This window comes from Halopseudomonas aestusnigri (assembly GCF_002197985.1).
In the GTDB taxonomy this organism is placed as follows: domain Bacteria; phylum Pseudomonadota; class Gammaproteobacteria; order Pseudomonadales; family Pseudomonadaceae; genus Halopseudomonas; species Halopseudomonas aestusnigri.
The window spans coordinates 104555-123011 of sequence record NZ_NBYK01000003.1 but is presented as its reverse complement, the minus strand read 5'-3'; the positions used below and the strand labels follow the sequence as shown (position 1 = coordinate 123011).

Annotated in this window: 17 protein-coding genes and 1 other RNA gene; 8 read left to right on the top strand and 10 right to left on the bottom strand. The window is 62.4% G+C overall.

The window, feature by feature from the left end; all coding sequences use genetic code 11:
- Positions 1-321: 321 nt before the first annotated feature.
- Both creB and creC read left to right on the top strand, forming a co-directional pair.
- Positions 322-1026: a two-component system response regulator CreB gene (gene creB, locus B7O88_RS06715; RefSeq protein ID WP_088274523.1), complete on the top strand. Its 705-nt coding sequence runs from the start codon at positions 322-324 to the stop codon at positions 1024-1026.
- Positions 1023-2486 carry a two-component system sensor histidine kinase CreC gene (creC, locus tag B7O88_RS06710; RefSeq protein ID WP_088274522.1) on the top strand — a complete coding sequence of 488 codons (1464 nt, stop codon included), beginning with the start codon at positions 1023-1025 and terminating at the stop codon, positions 2484-2486. The genes creB and creC overlap by 4 nt, the downstream gene beginning before the upstream one ends.
- An 11-nt stretch (positions 2487-2497) precedes the next feature.
- On the opposite strand, the gene gcvP is transcribed toward creC, so the two are convergent.
- The 9 genes from gcvP to B7O88_RS06665 all read right to left on the bottom strand — a co-directional run bounded on the left by gcvP (position 2498) and on the right by B7O88_RS06665 (position 14235).
- Complete coding sequence (gcvP, locus tag B7O88_RS06705) at positions 2498-5383, bottom strand: aminomethyl-transferring glycine dehydrogenase (protein ID WP_088274520.1); 2886 nt, start codon at positions 5381-5383, stop codon at positions 2498-2500.
- A 79-nt stretch (positions 5384-5462) separates the two neighbouring features.
- Positions 5463-5843: a glycine cleavage system protein GcvH gene (gene gcvH, locus B7O88_RS06700; RefSeq protein ID WP_088274518.1), complete on the bottom strand. Its 381-nt coding sequence runs from the start codon at positions 5841-5843 to the stop codon at positions 5463-5465.
- Between the two features lie 30 nt (positions 5844-5873).
- Complete coding sequence (gene gcvT / locus B7O88_RS06695; RefSeq protein ID WP_088274516.1) at positions 5874-6959, bottom strand: glycine cleavage system aminomethyltransferase GcvT; 1086 nt, start codon at positions 6957-6959, stop codon at positions 5874-5876.
- A gap of 74 nt (positions 6960-7033) precedes the next feature.
- Positions 7034-8605: an ABC transporter permease gene (locus tag B7O88_RS06690; protein WP_088274884.1), complete on the bottom strand. Its 1572-nt coding sequence runs from the start codon at positions 8603-8605 to the stop codon at positions 7034-7036.
- A gap of 174 nt (positions 8606-8779) precedes the next feature.
- Positions 8780-9781, bottom strand: coding sequence for an extracellular solute-binding protein (locus B7O88_RS06685; protein WP_088274514.1), 1002 nt, complete (start codon positions 9779-9781; stop codon positions 8780-8782).
- Between the two features lie 101 nt (positions 9782-9882).
- Complete coding sequence (locus B7O88_RS06680; protein ID WP_088274512.1) at positions 9883-11109, bottom strand: FAD-dependent monooxygenase; 1227 nt, start codon at positions 11107-11109, stop codon at positions 9883-9885.
- A 15-nt stretch (positions 11110-11124) separates the two neighbouring features.
- Positions 11125-12315: a 2-octaprenyl-6-methoxyphenyl hydroxylase gene (gene ubiH, locus B7O88_RS06675; protein WP_088274511.1), complete on the bottom strand. Its 1191-nt coding sequence runs from the start codon at positions 12313-12315 to the stop codon at positions 11125-11127.
- A complete protein-coding gene (gene pepP / locus B7O88_RS06670; RefSeq protein WP_088274509.1) occupies positions 12312-13652 on the bottom strand; it encodes a Xaa-Pro aminopeptidase in 1341 nt (446 codons plus the stop codon). The genes ubiH and pepP overlap by 4 nt, the downstream gene beginning before the upstream one ends.
- Before the next feature lie 10 nt (positions 13653-13662).
- Positions 13663-14235, bottom strand: a complete 573-nt coding sequence (locus tag B7O88_RS06665) for a UPF0149 family protein (protein ID WP_200818434.1) — start codon at positions 14233-14235, stop codon at positions 13663-13665.
- Between the two features lie 242 nt (positions 14236-14477).
- On the opposite strand from B7O88_RS06665, the gene B7O88_RS06660 reads away from it, so the two are divergent.
- From B7O88_RS06660 to B7O88_RS06645, 4 genes are all read left to right on the top strand, one after another.
- Positions 14478-14687, top strand: a complete 210-nt coding sequence (locus tag B7O88_RS06660) for a TIGR02449 family protein (RefSeq protein ID WP_088274507.1) — start codon at positions 14478-14480, stop codon at positions 14685-14687.
- On the top strand, positions 14684-14986 hold the full coding sequence (locus tag B7O88_RS06655; RefSeq protein WP_088274505.1) for a cell division protein ZapA: 303 nt from the start codon (positions 14684-14686) through the stop codon (positions 14984-14986). Before B7O88_RS06660 ends, B7O88_RS06655 begins: the two co-directional genes overlap by 4 nt.
- A 51-nt stretch (positions 14987-15037) precedes the next feature.
- Positions 15038-15216: non-coding RNA, 6S RNA (gene ssrS, locus B7O88_RS06650), on the top strand.
- 7 nt (positions 15217-15223) lie between these two features.
- Positions 15224-15814: a 5-formyltetrahydrofolate cyclo-ligase gene (locus tag B7O88_RS06645; RefSeq protein WP_088274503.1), complete on the top strand. Its 591-nt coding sequence runs from the start codon at positions 15224-15226 to the stop codon at positions 15812-15814.
- Here B7O88_RS06645 and B7O88_RS18235 read toward each other — a convergent pair whose 3' ends face one another.
- On the bottom strand, positions 15815-15940 hold the full coding sequence (locus B7O88_RS18235) for a hypothetical protein (protein ID WP_266101745.1): 126 nt from the start codon (positions 15938-15940) through the stop codon (positions 15815-15817).
- Between the two features lie 150 nt (positions 15941-16090).
- Between B7O88_RS18235 and B7O88_RS06640 the strand changes: the two genes are divergently transcribed.
- Both B7O88_RS06640 and B7O88_RS06635 read left to right on the top strand, forming a co-directional pair.
- Positions 16091-16540, top strand: a complete 450-nt coding sequence (locus tag B7O88_RS06640; RefSeq protein ID WP_088274501.1) for an EVE domain-containing protein — start codon at positions 16091-16093, stop codon at positions 16538-16540.
- A gap of 64 nt (positions 16541-16604) precedes the next feature.
- Positions 16605-18455: a sensor domain-containing diguanylate cyclase gene (locus B7O88_RS06635; protein ID WP_088274500.1), complete on the top strand. Its 1851-nt coding sequence runs from the start codon at positions 16605-16607 to the stop codon at positions 18453-18455.
- Positions 18456-18457 lie beyond the last annotated feature (2 nt).

Genomic DNA, 18457 nt, shown 5'->3' with positions numbered 1-18457 from the left:
TGGCCATAGGGCCTGTTGACGTTTCGTTCACCCGCCTGTTGCTGCCTGTAAGGCCGCCAATCAAGAAGCAAGGAGCGCAGTTTGGTCATTCCAAATAAGCGACGAGCGACGCCGAGTGGCGGCCTTACAGGCGCAACCCGAGGGGCCGGGTCCATTTTTCGGCCATGCTACGTTGTCGGTCGCTTGTGTAGATCAACTACACTACGCTTCCTCCGCCTTGCCTGGCCAAAAAAATGGCCTCCGGCAGGCGGGCGAACGAAACGTCAGCAGACCCTAGCGAACCCGCCACAATCGGCGGACGATTCACGGACAGAGCAGACCATGCCGGACAGGATTCTGATTATCGAAGACGAGCCCGCCATCGCCGATGCGCTGGTGTATGCCCTGAGCACTGAGGGCTTCGACGTCCACTGGTGCGCTCTGGCTGGCGAGGGCATGCAATGGCTGCGCGACAACCCGGTCGACCTGCTGGTGCTGGACGTTGGCCTGCCCGACGAAAGCGGCTTTGAAGTCTGTCGCCGCATCCGCCAGTTTTCCGCCCTGCCGATCATGTTTCTGACCGCCCGCAAGGAAGAAGTCGACCGCATCGTCGGGCTGGAAATCGGCGCCGACGACTACGTGGTCAAACCCTTCAGCCCGCGGGAGATTTCCGCCCGGGTGCGCGCGATTCTGCGTCGCACCCGGGCCGAACCGCTGGCCAGCGAACAGCCGGCGCCGGCCGAGCTATTTCTGCACGACGCCGAGCGGCGGCGCATTCGCTACCACCAGCAATGGCTGGAACTGACCCGCTACGAGTATCTGATTCTCAGCACCCTGCTGCGCCGTCCCGAGCACGTACTTAGCCGTGATCAGTTGATGGAAGCCGTCTGGGCCGATCCTGGTGCCAGTCTCGACCGGGTGATCGACACCCACATCAAGGGCATTCGCACCAAGCTCAAACGCATCCTGCCCAGCCACGATCCCATCGTCACCCACCGGGGACTGGGCTACAGCATCAACCCGCAGTTGCCGGGTGCAGACGCATGAGCCTCAGCACCCGCCTGTTGCTCGGCTGGTTTGTTATCGCCGGGCTGGCCACGGTGCTGTTTCTCAACAGCATCCTCAATCAGGTGCCTTCATCGGTGCGGCAAGCCAGCGAGGAGGTGATGGTCGACAGCGCCAACCTGCTGGCCGAAATCGCCGAACAACACTGGCCGCAGGGTTTTGCTGCGGACAGCCCGTTTGCCGTCGCCATTGACCGCTATCTGGCACGTCAGCTGAGTGCCCAGATCTGGTCACGACACAAGACCGGTACCGAGCTGGTGATCTACCTGACTGACCTCAATGGCAGCGTGCTCTACCACACCGACCCACAGCAGGTCGGCGAGGACTACTCGCGATGGCGCGACGTGTCGCTCACCCTGCGTGGCGAGTACGGTGCGCGTACCACACGCATCGACCCCGAGGATGACACCAGCAGCCTGATGTACATCGCCGCACCGGTGTATCAGGGCGATCAGTTGGTCGGCGTGCTGACCCTCGGCAAGCCCAACGCCAGCCTGCATCCATTCATCACCCTCGCCCACGGCTACTTCTGGCAGCGCGGCGGCGTGATTCTGTTCGGCGCCCTGCTGCTCGGTGCCGGCATGGCGTTCTGGCTGAATCGCTCGGTCAGGCGGCTGGTGACCTATGTCGAGCAGGTGCGCCACGGCGAGCGGGTCAGCCCACCGCAACTGGCCGACAAGGAGCTGGCACGGCTCGCCGCTGCCACCGAGGCGATGCGCCGCGAGATCGACGGCAAGGCCTACGTCGAGCAATACGTGCACACCCTGACCCACGAGATGAAGTCGCCGCTGTCGGCGATCCGCGGCGCCGCCGAATTGCTGCAGGAAGCCGACGTCCCCGAGCCCATGCGCGCGCGCTTTCTGGCCAATATCGACGGCGAGTCGCTGCGCCTGCAGCGGCTGGTCGATCGCCTGTTATCACTGGCCGGGGTCGAAAAGCGGCAGGCGCTGGAGCAGACCGAAACCGTTGATCTGGCCGCGATTGCCGCCATCGAGATCGAGGCTAAGCGCCCGCTGGCCGAGCGCAAGGGCCTGGCGCTCACGCTTGAATGTGACGCTGACAGCACGCTGGCGGGGGATCGGTTCCTGCTGGAGCAGGCCATCAGCAACCTGCTCGACAACGCGATCGAATTCAGCCTGCCCGATGGCGCCGTTGCCCTGCAGATCAGCAGCAGCGACTCAGCGCTGAGTCTGCGCGTGCGTAACAACGGGCCGGCGGTGCCGGACTATGCATTGGGTCGGGTATTCGAGCGTTTCTATTCCCTGCCGCGGCCGGACGGCCAGCGCAAGAGTACCGGGCTGGGACTGAGTTTTGTCAGGGAAATCGCCAGACTGCACCGCGGCCGGGTGAGCCTGCATAACCGCGCGGAAGGCGGCGTGGAAGTGGAGATGGTGCTGGACAGAACCCAGCAGGAGAGAGAGGGCTGCGCCCCACTCTCCTGACAGGCCCGATCTTAGCCCTCGTAGGCTTCGATCGGCGGGCAGGCGCAGAACAGGTTGCGGTCACCGTACACGTTGTCGATCCGGTTCACGCTCGGCCAGAACTTGTTGGCCGCGACCCAGGGCTGCGGGAATACCGCTTCCTCGCGGCTGTAGGCACGCTGCCAGTCGCCGGTGATGTCAGCCAGGGTGTGCGGCGCGTTGTGCAGCGGGTTGTCCTCTGCAGTCCACTCACCCTGCTCGACCTTGTGAATCTCGGCGCGAATGGTCAGCATCGCGTCGATAAAGCGATCCAGCTCGGCCTTGGACTCACTCTCGGTCGGCTCGATCATCAGCGTACCGGCTACCGGGAACGACATGGTCGGCGCGTGGAAGCCGAAGTCCATCAGGCGCTTGGCCACATCCTCTTCACTGATACCCGAGGCTGCCTTGAGCGGACGGATGTCGATGATGCATTCGTGCGCCACCCGGCCGTTGCGACCGCTGTACAGCACCGGGTAGGCATCGCCCAGACGCTTGGCCAGATAGTTGGCGTTGAGGATCGCGACCGAGGTGGCCTGACGCAGACCGATGGCACCCATCAGGGCGATGTAGGTCCAGCTGATCGGCAGAATGCTCGCGCTGCCCCAGGGCGCCGCGCTGACCGCGCCGTTTTCCGGGTTCGGGCCATCCAGCGGTACCACCGGGTGGTTGGCAACGAAGGGTGCCAGATGCGCCTTGACGCCGATCGGGCCCATGCCCGGGCCGCCGCCGCCGTGCGGAATGCAGAAGGTTTTGTGCAGGTTCATGTGCGATACGTCGGCGCCGATGTCGGCCGGGCGGGTCAGGCCCACCTGCGCGTTCAGGTTGGCACCATCCATGTACACCTGGCCACCGTGCTGGTGGATGATCTCGCAGATCTCGCGGACACCTTCCTCGTAGACACCGTGGGTCGACGGGTAGGTGATCATCAGACAGGACAGGTTGTCGGCGTTGTCGGCGGCCTTCTGACGCAGGTCAGCCACATCCACGTTGCCCTGATCGTCACAGTCGACCAAGACCACGCGCATGCTGGCCATCATCGCCGAAGCCGGGTTGGTGCCGTGTGCCGAGGTCGGGATCAGGCAAACGTTGCGGTGGCCTTCGTCGTTGCTTTCGTGGAACTTGCGGATCGCCAGCAGACCGGCGTACTCGCCCTGCGCGCCCGAGTTCGGCTGCATGCAGATGGCGTCGAAGCCGGTGATGGTGCGCAGCATGGCTTCCAGCTCGTCGATCATCTGCTTGTAGCCCTCGGCCTGCGCCAGCGGGGCAAACGGGTGCAACTGACCGAATTCCGGCCAGGTGATCGGGATCATCTCGGTAGTCGCGTTCAGCTTCATGGTGCAGGAGCCGAGCGGGATCATCGCGTGGTTCAGCGCCAGATCCTTGTTCTCCAGCGACTTGATGTAGCGCAGCATCTCGGTTTCGGAGTGGTAGCTGTTGAACACCGGATGGGTCAGAAACGCGGAGGTACGACGCAGCGCTGCCGGAATGCCCATCTCGGTGGCGCTGACCTTGGTATCCAGCGCGGCGACATCCTGACCGTGCGCAGCACCAGCGAAGGCAGCCAGCAGTTGGTCGATGGTAGCGCGGGTGGTGGTTTCATCCAGGCTGACGCCCAAGTGATCGGCATCGATCACGCGCAGGTTGATACGGGCGGCGCGGGCGCGTTCCAGAATCTCGCGGGCCTTGCCCGGCACCTTCAGGGTCAGAGTGTCGAAGAAGGTCGGGTTGCGACGCTCGATACCCTGCGCACTCAGGCCTTCAGCCAGAATCGCGGTAAAGCGCTGCACGCGCTCGGCGATCTGCTTGAGGCCCTGCGGGCCGTGGTAGACCGCGTAGAAGCTGGCGATATTGGCCAGCAGCACCTGTGCGGTACAGATGTTCGAGTTGGCCTTCTCGCGGCGGATGTGCTGCTCGCGGGTCTGCAGCGCCATACGCAGGGCGCGGTTGCCGCGGGCATCAACGGACACGCCGATGATGCGACCCGGCATCGCGCGCTTGTACGCGTCACGGGTGGCAAAGAACGCCGCGTGCGGTCCGCCGTAGCCCATCGGCACACCGAAGCGCTGCGCCGAGCCGAAGACCACGTCAGCGCCCAGCTCACCCGGCGGGGTCAGCAGGGTCAGGCCGAGCAGATCGGCGCCCACGCAGGCCAGACCTTTCTGCGCCTGAACCTGTTCAATCAGCGGCTTGAGGTCGCGGATCTCACCCCAGGTGGTCGGATACTGGAACAGCGCCCCGAACACCTCGTAGTCGCCCAGCGTAGTGACGTCGTCGACCACCACGTCGAAGCCGAAGGCCTCGGCGCGGGTCAGCACCACGGAGATGGTCTGCGGATGGCAATCCTGATCAACAAAGAACAGGTTGCTCTTGCTCTTGGCAACCCGCTTGGCCAGGGCCATGGCTTCGGCTGCGGCAGTAGCTTCGTCCAGCAGCGAGGCGCTGGCCAGCTCCATGCCGGTCAGGTCGATGGTCAGCTGCTGGAAGTTCAGCAGCGACTCCAGACGACCCTGGGCAATTTCCGGCTGATACGGGGTGTAGGCGGTGTACCAGCCCGGGTTTTCCAGCACGTTGCGCAGGATCACGGTCGGCGTCAATGTGCCGTGGTAACCCATGCCGATGCAGGAGGTGAAGATCTGGTTGCGGCTGGCAACCTGCTTCAGATAGTCCAGCACCTCGGCCTCGCTGCGCGGGCCGTCCAGCGCCAGCAGATCAGTGCGCAGAATGCTCTGCGGCACGGTCTCGGCAACCAGCGCTTCCAGCGAGGAGGCGCCCAGGGTCGACAGCATTGCTTGCTGCTCTGCGGCGTCCGGGCCGATGTGACGACGAATGAAGGCGTCGGTCTGTTCCAGCTCGACGAGGCTCGGGGTGTGGCTCATGGGGTGTACCTGTGCAAAGTGTGAAAGCAAAAAGCCCCGACGCGAATCAGGGCTTCAGCACTACAGCAAAAACAACCGGTCAGATGGATGCGCCGTAGGCTGCGGCGTCCATCAGCTTATCCAGTTCGGCAGCGTCACTCGGCTTGATCTTGAAGAACCAGGCCTCGCCGTACGGTGCGCTGTTGACCAGCTCGGGGGAGTCGGCCAGAGCGTCATTGACGGCGATAATTTCGCCGCTGATCGGCGCGTAGATGTCGGAAGCGGCCTTGACCGACTCGACCACCGCGCACTCTTCACCGGCGGAAACTTCACGACCTACCTCGGGGCACTCGACAAAAACCACGTCGCCCAGCAGGTCCTGCGCATGGTCGGTGATACCAACGGTCACGGTGCCATCGGCTTCCAGACGGGTCCACTCGTGGCTGGCGGCGTAACGCAGATCGGCGGGAATGTTGCTCATGGGAATATCCTCGGGGGTTGAACTTGATACTTATTCGATGACCGACTGGCCGTTGCGAACGAAGCAGGGCTTGACCACGCGCACGTCCAGCAGCTTGCCGCGAATCTCGACCTTGGCGCTGCTGCCGGTCGCACGGGGCACACGAGCCAGCGCGATGGAGTAACCCAGGGTCGGGGAAAAGGTACCGCTGGTGATTTCGCCCTCGCCGACACCGTCGACAATAACTTTCTGGTGGCCACGCAGCACCGCGCGCTCTTCCAGCACCAGACCCACCAGCTTGGGCTGATCGCCGGCGGCTTTCTGGGCTTCGAGCGCCTGACGACCGATAAAGTCGCGCTCAGCCGGCTCCCAGGCGATGGTCCAGGCCATGTTGGCCGCCAGCGGGGAAATACTTTCGTCCATATCGGAGCCGTAGAGGTTCATACCGGCCTCCAGGCGCAGGGTGTCGCGAGCGCCCAGCCCGCAGGGCTTGCAGCCGGCGGCCAGCAGCGTTTGCCAGAATTCGGCTGATTGCTCGGCGGGCAGCATGATTTCCAGACCGTCTTCACCGGTGTAACCGGTACGACCGATAAACCAGTCGCCCGAGGCCAGGCCCTGGAACGGCTTGAGGTCACTGATCAACGCCGCGCGGTCATCGTTGACCACCGATTTGACCAGCTCCAGGGCCTGCGGGCCCTGTACCGCGATCATTGCCAGTTCGGCGCGCTCGGTCAGCTTCACGGCAAAAGACTCGGCCTGACTGTTCATCCAGGCCAGATCCTTCTCACGGGTTGCCGCGTTAACCACGACCCGGTAACCGTCGTTTGCCAGATAGACAATCAGGTCGTCGATCACCCCGCCCGCCTCGTTCAGCATACCGCTGTAAAGCGCCTTGCCGGGCGTCTTCAGCCGGGCAACGTCGTTGGCCAGCAGGTACTGCAGATAGGCCTGGGCCTCGCTGCCGGCCACATCGACGACGGTCATGTGGGACACATCAAACATGCCGACAGCACGGCGTACCTGATGGTGTTCTTCGAGTTGGGAGCCGTAGTTGATCGGCATTTCCCAGCCGCCAAAATCGACCATCTTGGCACCAGCAGCAAGGTGCTGGTCGTACAGAGGGGTCCGCAAGGCCATTGCGCCGTCCTTCAATCAGGGGGTTGCAAAGGGCGAATTGTAGCCGCAAACCTGCGCTCTGTGCAGCCCGTCGATCAGCGCGTGCGGCGGCTGACCGGCTGCGCGGAGCGACGTATCAATATGATCACCGGCAGCAAGCCGGTCGCCACCAGTGTAATCGCCGGCAGCGCCGCCCTGGGCCAGTCGCCCTCTGCGGTCAGGCTGTGGATGCGCACGGCCAGGGTATCCCAGCCAAAGGGCCGCATCAGCAGGGTTGCCGGCATTTCCTTAAGCACATCGACAAACACCAGCAGACCGGCGCTGAGCAGTCCGGGCACCAGCAACGGCAAATAGACGCGCCAGAATACGCTGAAGCCGGAATGCCCCAGGCTATGCGCGGCTTCGGGCAGGGCCGGGCGAATGCGCGCGAGCGACGTATCGATCGGACCGCTGGCAACCGCCATGAAGCGAATCAGGTAGGCCAGCAGCAGCGCAAACAGACTGCCCAGCAACCAGGGCCGTGGCTCATCAACGCCGAACCAGCCCTGCAGCGGAACCAGCAACTGATTATCGGCAAAACTGAACGCAAACATGATACCGACCGCCAGCACAGACCCGGGCAGGGCATACCCCAGATTGGCCAGCGCGACCGCCGAGCGCACCCGACGCATCGGTTGCAGGCGCCGCGCCAGCACTATCAGCAGCGCAACAGACACCGTCAGGAAGGCAGCGATGGCACCCAGGCTCAGGGTATTGCGAATCAGCGACCAGTAGCGGTCATCGAAGTCATTGCGATCACTGGTCAGCAGCCAGTAGAACAGCTGTAACAGCGGGATCACGAACGCTATTGCCAGTACTAGCAGACAGTAACCGGTCGCCAGCCAGCCACGCGCGCCACGCAGACGAAACAGTGCCCCCTGGCGCGGCTTGTCAACCCCGGGGAAACGCCGACTACCCTGCGCCCGGCGCTCAGCATAGAGCGCCAGCAGAACGAACAGCAGCAGCAGACTGGCCAGCTGGGTGGCCGTCTGCAGGCTGTAAAACCCGTACCAGGTCTTGTAAATAGCGGTGGTGAAGGTGTCGTAATTGAACACCGAGACCGCGCCGAAATCCGCCAGCGTCTCCATCACTGCCAGCGCGGCGCCAGCGCCGATCGCCGGCCGCGCCATTGGCAGTGCAACCCGCCAGAACGCATGCCAGGGGCTGTGACCCAGAATGCGCGCCGCCTCCATCAGCCCGCGCCCCTGCGCCAGAAAGGCACCGCGCGCCAGCATGTAGACGTAGGGATAAAACACCAGCACCAGCACGAAAATCACGCCGCCGGTGGAGCGGATCGAAAACATCCGAAAATCGTTGCCCAGCCAGCTGCGCAACAGGGTTTGCAGTGGCCCGGCAAAGTCCAGCAGGCCGATCATCACAAAAGCGAGCACGTAGGCGGGCACCGCAAACGGCAGCATCAACGCCCAATCCAGCCATCGTCGCCCCGGAAACTCGCAAAGACTGGTCAGCCACGCCAGGCTGACGCCGAGCAGCACCACACCCGCGACCACGCCAACCGACAGCACCAGAGTGTTACCGAGCAGGCGCAGCATCTGGGTTTCCAGCAGGTGGCGCCAGATACTGATATCCAGACTGCTCCAGCTCAGCGCCAGTACCAGCAACGGCATCAGTACCAGCGCGGCACCTGTGTAGGCTACGGCGCGCCAGTGGGGCTTGGACACAACGGACGGAAGCGGCACTCAGACTCCTGCGAGCTCAACCAGTGGAGCAAAAACAACAACGCCCGGCCGGGGCATATGACCCCGGCCGGGCGTGCAGTATATCGGCAAAATCGCGCCGGATCAGTTCCAGCCAACGCGATCCATCAACATGATGGCCTCGGCCTGACGGCGACCGGCCACTTCCACATTGACGTCGTCACGTTTGAACGAGCCCCAGGAGGCAACCTCTTCGGACGGCGCAACCGATTCGTTGGCCGGGAACTCCTGGTTGACGTCGGCAAACACGCGCTGGGCTTCTTCGGTGGTCAGCCACTCAAGGAAGGCAATCGCGCCACGACGGTGCTTGGCGTAGTGGGTTACACCGGCACCGGAGATATTGACGTGTACACCACGGTCATCCTGATTCGGCCAGAACAGCTTGATCGGCAGCTCCGGATTGGCGGCTTCCAGGCGACCGAAGTAGTAGCTGTTGACGATGCCCACGTCGCACTGCCCCGCCTCGATGGCGTTCAGCAGAGCGGTATCATCCGGGAACACCGGGGTTGCCAGGTTGCTGACCCAGCCCTGCAGAACTTCAGTGGTGCGCTCGACACCGAGACTTTCCATCATGGTGGCGGTCAGGGACTGGTTGTACACCTTCTTGGCGGTACGCAGACACAGACGGCCGGCCCAGGCCTCATCCGCCAACGCTTCGTAGGTGCTCAGTTCGGCCGGATCAACCCGCTCGGTGGAATAGGCAATGGTGCGGGCGCGCAGTGACAGACCGGTCCAGTAACCGTTGGCCGAACGGTACTTGGCCGGAATGTTGGCATTGATGATGTCGGACTCGACCGGGCGCAGCACACCCTGCTGTTCGGCCTGCCAGAGGTTACCGGCGTCTACGGTGATCAGCAGATCAGCCGGCGTATTGGCACCTTCGGCCTTCAGTCGCGCCAGCAGCGGCGCCTCGCTGTCGGTGATGAACTGAAAGGTGGTACCGGTCTTCTCGGTGTAGAGGTCGAATACAGGCTTGATCAGGTGGTCCTGACGTGCCGAATAAACAACCAGTTCCTTGGCCTGAGCGACACCACTCAGGGTACTGATGGCCAGGCCAACGACTGCCAGCTTGCGGATCACAGACATGAAAACGCCTCTCCGTTGAAAAAATGAGAGGAGATGATAATCATTCCCCATTGCACTGGCAATGCGGCGTACTGCCCCAGTCCGTCGCGAGATGTTACCGATCAGCCGCATGCAAGACTGGGCAGCTCTCCGCTCAGCCCCATGGCCTGACGCATGACGCCGCTTTTCAGCAATGGCGCGCGATCAAACAGCGCCATACCGGTATTGCGCAGCCAGCGCAGCGGCAAGGCATCGGCATGGAACAGACGCTCAAAGCCTTCCATCGCCGCCATCACGGCCAGATTGTTGCCCATGCGCGCCCGTTCATAGCGCTCAAGCACCGCGATGTCTGCGATGTTTTCCCCGCGTTCAAGGGCAGCCAGCAGTACGTCTGCCAATTGCGCGGCGTCAAGAAAGCCCAGATTGACGCCCTGCCCCGCCAGCGGGTGGATGCTGTGGGCAGCGTCGCCCAACAGCGCCAGCCCCGGCATCACGTAGCGTTTGGCATGTCGCTGGCGCAGCGGAATGCAGACCCGTCGGTCAACCGCCAGAACAGGCCCCAGACGGCATTCCAGCGCTTCGGCAAGCGCAATGCAGAAATCCTTGTCATCCAGCGCCATGACCCGCTCGGCAGCCTCGGGCAGCAGCGACCAGACAATCGAACAGTAGTGTTTGCCGTCGCGCGACGGCAATGGCAGAAAGGCCAGCGGGCCGGACGGCAAAAACCGTTGCCAGGCGGTCTCCTGGTGCGGCTCGGACAACTCGACCGTGGTGACCACCGCGTGATGCAGGTAATCCCACTCGCGCATGGCAAAACCGGCCAGGTCACGCAGCTGAGAACGGGCACCATCCGCGGCGAGAATCAGCGGCGCGTGCAACTGGCGGCCATCATCGAGATTGAGTCGCCAGCCGTCGTCCTCCTGCACCAGTCCTTGCACGCGACTGTCACCGAGCAGCTCGACCGGGCGCCCCTGCAGAACCTCCAGCAGCGCATTCTGAACCTGCCAGTTCTCGACAATATGTCCGAGGCGCAACTCATTCAGTGAACGGGCGTCAAACCGCACCTCACCGGTACCTTCGGCATCCCAGACGCACATATGACGATAGGCGCAGCGCCGCGACGAGGGAATCTGCTGCCAGGCGCCGAGTCGGCGCAGAATCTGCTCGGACGCTGCGCTCAAGGCACTGACCCGCGGATCGTATCCGGAGGCACTGAGCGGCTCAGGCACAGGCTGCAGGGACTGCGCATCCAGCAGCGCCAACTTCAGGCCACTATCGGCGAGCGCACAGGCCAGCGCCGAGCCGACCATGCCAGCCCCCACCACAATCAGATCAAAACGCTGTTGCATCTGTGCGCTCCAGAGTTATCCCTTAAGGCCCATTGCCTGCCGGGCAAACACCGACTTGAGCGGTGCCACGATATCCATCCCCAGCAGGCCCAGATTACGCCCTGCCGCCAGCACCGGACGACGGTTACTGAACAGCCGAGTCAATCCGTCACTGAACGCAATGGTCTGCTGCTGGTCCTGGCGCTGGCGATCAAGGTACCCCTCAAGCAGGCGCAGATCACCAGGCGCGCCGTGCGCCGGGGCATCAATCAGGGTATCAGCCAGTGCCATGGCATCGCGCAGGCTGAGATTGAAGCCCTGACCGGCGATAGGGTGCAGGCTGTGTGCGGCATTCCCCAGCACAACCAGGCCGGTTCGCACCTGCTCTTCAGCCTCGATCAGGCTGAGCGGATAGGCATGCCTTTGCCCCACGCGGGTCAGTGCACCCATACGAAAGCCAAAGGCATCCTGCAACGCCTCAAGAAACGCCGCATCGGAGAGTGTCATGACCTCATCCACCTGCGCGTCAGGCTGCGTCCACACCAGCGCACTGCGCCCGGCGGACATCGGCAACAGCGCCAGCGGGCCGTTGGGGGTAAAGCGCTCGTAGGCGACGCCATCATGGCCCTGCGAGCTGGTGATATTGGCGATAATCGCGGTCTGCCCATAGGGTCGCACCTGACGATGAATGCCCAGTTGCTCCAGCAGGCCCGAGCGGCCGCCATCGGCGACTATCAGCAGATCAGTGGCCTGCTCGTGCAACTGATCATGCTCCTCAACCTGCATCAGCCAGCCACTGCGGGCAGGCTCGGCGCGCACCACCCGGGCCGGCGCCTGCCAGCGCACTACCGCAGGGTCCAGTGCAGCCAGCAGCACCTTCCCAAGCGCGGCATTTTCGACCACATAGCCAAGCGCGGGCACCCGCTCTTTTTCAGCAAACAACCGGGTAACACCGGGATGGCCGCGATCGGATACATGAATCTGGCGGATGGGCTCTGCCTGCCCGGCCAGTTCGGCCCATATACCGAGCTGCTCAAACAGCAGGTGACTGCCATGCGACAGCGCGGTCGAACGCGCGTCAAAGCTCGGCTGAGCCTGTCCGCTGGCCGGCGGTTGCGCCTCAATCAGATTGATTCGCCAGCCACGACGGGCTGCATGCTGCTGCAGGGCCAGGGCCAGGCTGGCACCCACCATCCCGCCACCGACAATACTGATGTGCTGGCTCACGCCGGCTCCGCCTCGGGCTGACGCGCGGCAGCCATCAGCGCCTCGATTTCATCCGGATCTTTCGGCACCTTGCCAGTCAGCACCTGATAACCGGTCTTGGTAACAACCACATCATCTTCGATACGAACACCAATGCCGCGCCATTTGCGCGGCACCGTGTCATCGTCCGGCGCAATATAGATTCCCGGCTCAACGGTCATCACCATGCCCGGTTCCAGCTCGCGCCAGACACCGCCCACCCGGTATTCGCCCACATCGTGCACATCCATGCCAAGCCAGTGACCGAGACGGTGCATATAGAAGCGGCGGTAGGCTTCGCTGGCGATCAGCTCGTCGACATCACCCTTAAGCAGCCCAAGATCGACCAGCCCGGCGGTGATCGTACGCACGCTGGCATCATGGGATTCATTCCAGCTGCGCCCAGGACCGATTACCGCCATGGCGGCTTCCTGTGCCGCCAGCACGATGTCGTAGATCGCCCGCTGCTCCGGACTGAACTTGCCATTGGCGGGGAAGGTACGGGTGATATCGCTGGCGTAGCAATCGAGCTCGCAGCCAGCGTCGATCAGCACCAGATCGCCATCGCGGACCTGTGCCGTATTCTCGGTGTAATGCAGGATGCAGCCGTTGACGCCGGCCGCCACAATCGACGAATACGCCGGAGAGCGGCTGCCGTGGTGCATGAAGCAATGCTGCAGCTCGGCCTCGAGCTGATACTCGTAGACGCCGGGACGGCAGAACTGCATGGCACGCACATGGGCCTGACAGGAAATATCGGCGGCGACCTGCATGACTTTCAGCTCGCCAGCACTCTTGTACAGTCGCATATCGTGCAGCAGATGATCCAGCGCCAGAAACTCCTTCGGCGGCTGGGCTCCGAGGCGCGCCTTGCTGCGAATCAGGTTGATCCAGTTAGTCAGCCGACGGTCAAAGTCGGCATTGGCACCCATGGCGGAGTAGACACGCTCCCGCCCCTCAATCAGCCCCGGCAGGATGTCGTCGATATCATTGATCGGGAACGCATCATTGGCGCCGTACTCGACCACAGCGCCTTCCTGCCCGGCGCGATAGCCATCCCACAACTCGCGTTCCTTGTCGCGCTCGCGGCAGAACAGCACATATTCGCCGTGCTCGCGCCCGGGCACCAGCACCGCAACCGCCTCCGGCTCGGGAAAGCCGGTCAGATACTGGAAGTCGCTGTCCTGGCGATAATTGTGCTCAACGTCACGGTTACGGATAAATACCTGCGCCGCCGGCAAAATGGCGATGCTGTTGGGTTCCATCTGACTCATCAGCGCCTTGCGGCGGCGGGCATATTCGGCCTTGGTGATTCGCATGCTTACCTCATCAATGCAGAGCAGCGGGGGGCGTATCCTGTTTCGGGTCTGCACTCTGGCACTCGCTGAACAGCATCAGGGTTGCCATACGCACGTACTCCATCACTTCCATGAAGTCCACTTCGTTGGCCTCAGACTCATCGAGGTCGGTCTGAACCTGCGAGATGGCGGCAAAGTCACGCAGCACGCCATCGGCCTCTTCACTCAGCTGGGCACTGCGTTCGACCATGCCGAATCCGGCCAGAAAGCCCTCGCACCAGTGACCCAGCGCAGCGGTCCGATGATCAATGGCGGCGCTGTCATCGGGCAAAACCAGCGTCAGTTCAAAGCCGCTGCCCGACAACTCGGCCAGACTGGCGTCATACAACTGGATCAGCGCCACCTTGCCGGCCTCGGTCAGAGCGCCGCGACCATCCAGCAACTCCTGCGCCACACTCAGCCAGGTGGTATGGTCCAGCCGCGCACCCGCACTCAGGCGACCGACCAAATGACCATGCAGCTCGGCCGGCTGACCCACCGCGCCCACGTCGCTGCAGATCTGCGCATAACGATCAAAATCAAACACTACCGGCATCAAGGCCATAAACATACTCCAGACTGCTGACTGAGGCTGCCGCAAACTCGCAAATACCGGTATCCTGCGCCCGACAAAGCGACCCGCGCAGCGGGTAAACCCAATGGGCTCTATTGTGCCTGCCCGGACCCGGTTAAATCTACCGCCGGGACCGCCAATCGGCCTGCCCAACAGGCCAGCGGCGAGGGGTTTGACCGCCCTGCGGGCCGCCTCTATAGTGGCTCAACCCCCGGGACGACAGAATGGCGGCAATGGACCAATCCGATATCAACGCACTGACTCAGCGCATCAGCCAGCTGATTGACCTGTGCGACCAGCTGAAATTGCAGAACCAGCACTTGCAGGCACAGGAGCGCCTCTGGCGCGACGAGCGTGTTCAGCTAATCGAAAAGAACGATTTGGCCCGTCAGAAGGTCGAAGCCATGATTTTGCGACTCAAATCCCTGGAGCACGACTCATGAGCCAACCCCTGACAGTCACCCTGCACATCCTGGACAAGGAATACCGCGTTGCCTGCCCGCCGGAAGAGCGCAGCAATCTGGAGCAGGCCGCACGCCACCTCGACACCACGATGCGCGACATCCGCAACAGCGGCAAGGTGATTGGCGTTGAGCGCATCGCCGTCATGGCGGCACTGAATATCACCCACGAAATGCTGACCGGCAGTCACCAGCAGGACAGCACGCTCAGCGCACAGCAGGCGCAGATCAGCGAGCTGGTCAAACGGCTGGATCAGGCACTGGAAAGCCACAAGGCCTGACATCAGCCCATTCAGGCATCGAAGTCCCTGCCGCTTTTCTGTATAGTGAGCCCATCCCTGGGGTGTTGGCCAGCCGGAGATGTCCCTGAGCCGATACTCCTGTACCAGGAGAGGACGCGCTGATACCAGTGTGCATGTCCGCATGACGGAAAGCCTGAGGTATCGCCGTAATCTCCGCCTTGAACTTTCGGGTTCAAGGGCTAACCCGGCAGCGGCACTCTGGGGACCTTCTTTGACATGACTCTGACTGCGTCACGCACCACCCTTCGCAAGCAACTGCGCCAGGCTCGCCGGGCACTCAGCCCCGCCCAGCAACGCAGGGCAGCCACACGACTGGCGGCCAACCTGGCCCAGGACAAGCGCTTTCTGCGCGCCCGGCATATCGCCTTTTACCTGGCGAACGACGGCGAGATTGACCCAACCCCACTCATGCTCCTTGCCCGCCGCCATCGCAAGCACTGTTACCTGCCTGTGCTGCAGCGCTGGCCAGCCACGGCGATGGCGTTTCAGAAACTGATCAGGGGCCAACGCTGGCAGCGCAACAGATTCGGCATTCGCGAGCCGCGACGCAGCCGCAAGCACCAGGTCAAGGCCTGGCGCCTGAATCTGGTGCTGATGCCACTGGTCGGATTTGACCCGCAGGGTAACCGCCTCGGCATGGGCGGCGGATTCTACGACCGCACCTTCGCCTACCGCGGACGTCGGAAGCACACTAGCCGGCCCTGCCTGATCGGCCTGGCACACGAATGTCAGCGGGTCGAGCAACTGCCGTGCGCAGGATGGGATATCCCGCTTGATGGCGTGATTACGGACTGCAGACGCTACTGATCAGGGCACCTGCTCAACAACAGGCTCTGCGTTACGATCCAGGTAGCTCTGGGTATACCCCGTAGTGACTACCCCCAAACCAAACACAATGACCAGTACCCACAGCAAATCCGGTTTGCGTCTCACGAGTTGCCTCCTAATTGATACGGCAATCTAATAATCAGTGCGAGACGGATATACGCCCTTCCCATTCCCCGATGAGACAAGTCATATCCGTGTATCACACGCTGTCTTACACTCATGCAAAAATTGTGTCAACTCACCCAGGAGAGTGTCATGGCCTATTGGCTGATGAAATCCGAGCCCGATACCTTTTCCATTTCCGACCTGGAGCGCCTGGGGCAGGCTCCCTGGGATGGCGTACGCAACTATCAGGCACGCAACTTCATGCGCGACATGCAGCCCGGTGACCAGTTTCTGTTTTACCACTCCAGCTGCCAGCCACCCGGCATTGCCGGTATCGGTCGCATCATTGGCGAACCCTACCCGGACCGCACCGCCATCGATCCCGACAGCCCTTACTACGACCCGAAAGCCAGCATTGAAAACCTGCCATGGACGGCAGTGGACGTGGCATTCGAGAGAAAGTTCCCGACCCTGCTGACACTCACCGAGCTGCGCTCGCTGAACGGGCTGGAAGGGCTGGCATTATTACAGCGAGGCAGCCGGCTGTCGGTGATGCCGGTCACGGAGCAGCAGTGGCAGATTGTGCTGGGGGCAGCATAACTGACACCCTCTGGCCGACAACAAAGCAATGTGCTATCAGTAGGCATACGCCCCGGGAATATCTATGCCAGCACCCGCTATTGATCGCCACGCAAAGAAGCTTCCAGCGCTGATCGTCGTTCTTTGTTGCGCCCTGGCGATCGCACTGTTCGTTGTCTGGCGCGCACTTTATCTTGCCGAACAGGAGCAGGCGCGCGCTCGCCTTCAACTTGAGTCCGACGCACTGGCGCACCAGATTGAAGCCGATTTCCGCAATCAAACCGAGACCCTGCTTCGGCTCGCAAAGCGATGGCCACTGCACAGTAGCCGCCGCGATCTCTGGAACAGCGATGTCGAGCAGTTGCTGCAGGACTTTCCGAGCTTTCAGGCCATAGAGTGGCTGGATCGTAACTACCGGATGCAATGGGTCGAACCACTGGCCGGCAATGAAGCCGCCGCCAATCTGGTGTATCCGCCGACCCATCCCAATTACCCGGTTCTGCTCAGTTCAGGCAGCAGCGGCCGTCCACAACTGAGCAACACCTTCACTCTCGCCCAAGGCGGCCTCGGCCTGGCCTATTACGTACCGCTTTATCTGAAGGATGGGCAATTCGACGGCTTTCTGATCGGCATCTTCCGAGTCGAGGTGCTAATGACCGACCTGGTGCAGCACCTGCACACCGAACCGGTGAACCTGCGACTACTCGAGAACGAAAAGGTGCTGTTCAGCACCGGTGCGACCAACCTGCCCGGCGCGAACTGGAACGTCGGCAGCCAGATTCGTCTGGGCGGTAACAGCGATTTCCGGCTGCTGATCTACCCAAGCCAGCAGTTGCTTGAACGCACCACCACCTCCCTGCCGGCACTGGTAACCGGTACCAGCACACTGATTGCCATCTTGCTCTGCTGCTCGCTCTGGCTGGCGGTGCGCGGCGCCCAGCGCAACCGCCTGGTTAACGAAAGCAACCGCAGGCTGCAAGCCGAGATCACCCGGCGACAGAAAACCGAGGAGATCCTGAAGCAAAGCCAGGCGCACATGAGGCTGGTCAATGACATGACCGATAACAGCCACGATGCACTTTTCATTATCAGCCTGGCTCCCCTGGAAATTGTCTACCTGAACCGCACCTGCTGGCAGGGACTCGGCTACACCGAACAGGAGCTTCGCAACATTGTGCAGGTCGCGCCTGCAGACGTGATACCCGACGCAGCACAGTGGCTGGCAGACCTGCGCAACATGCTCGAGCACGAGGGTGATGCGATCTTCCAGAGGCGCGTTCTGCATCGTGACGGACACAGCGTACCGCTTGAGGTCAGCGTTCGACACATCCGCCGCATGGGCAGGGACTACCTGATATGCGTCGGCCGCAACAACAGCGAGCAACTGCAGATTGCAGAGCAACTGCAACGCCTGTCTCACCAGGACGGCCTGACAGGGTTGTTCAACCGCCGCCACTTCGACGACACCATACTCAGAGAGTGGCGCCGACTGCGCCGCGAGCAGGCTCCACTAGGCCTGCTGATGCTGGATGTTGACTATTTCAAGCGATTCAACGATGAACTTGGTCACCAGGCTGGCGACGAGGCCTTGCGGCAGCTCTCAGCCGCCCTGAGTAGAACCCTGACCCGCGAGGGGGACTGCATCTGCCGTTATGGCGGCGAGGAGTTCGCGGTCATCCTGCCCGGTGCCGACGCCAGTCAGTGCCTGCAGGCAGCCGGACGAGTGCACGAAGCCGTGGCCAAAATCGCCATTCACCACCCGAAAACGTCAATAGCATCCGGTCTGCTGACAGTCAGCATAGGCGCCGCCAGTCTGATTCCGGCATCCGACAAAACACCGGATGACCTGATCCGCCAGGCCGACCTGGCGCTCTATCAGGCCAAGACCAACGGCCGCGACCGCACCGAGCTGGGTGATGAGACAACCACCTTGTAACA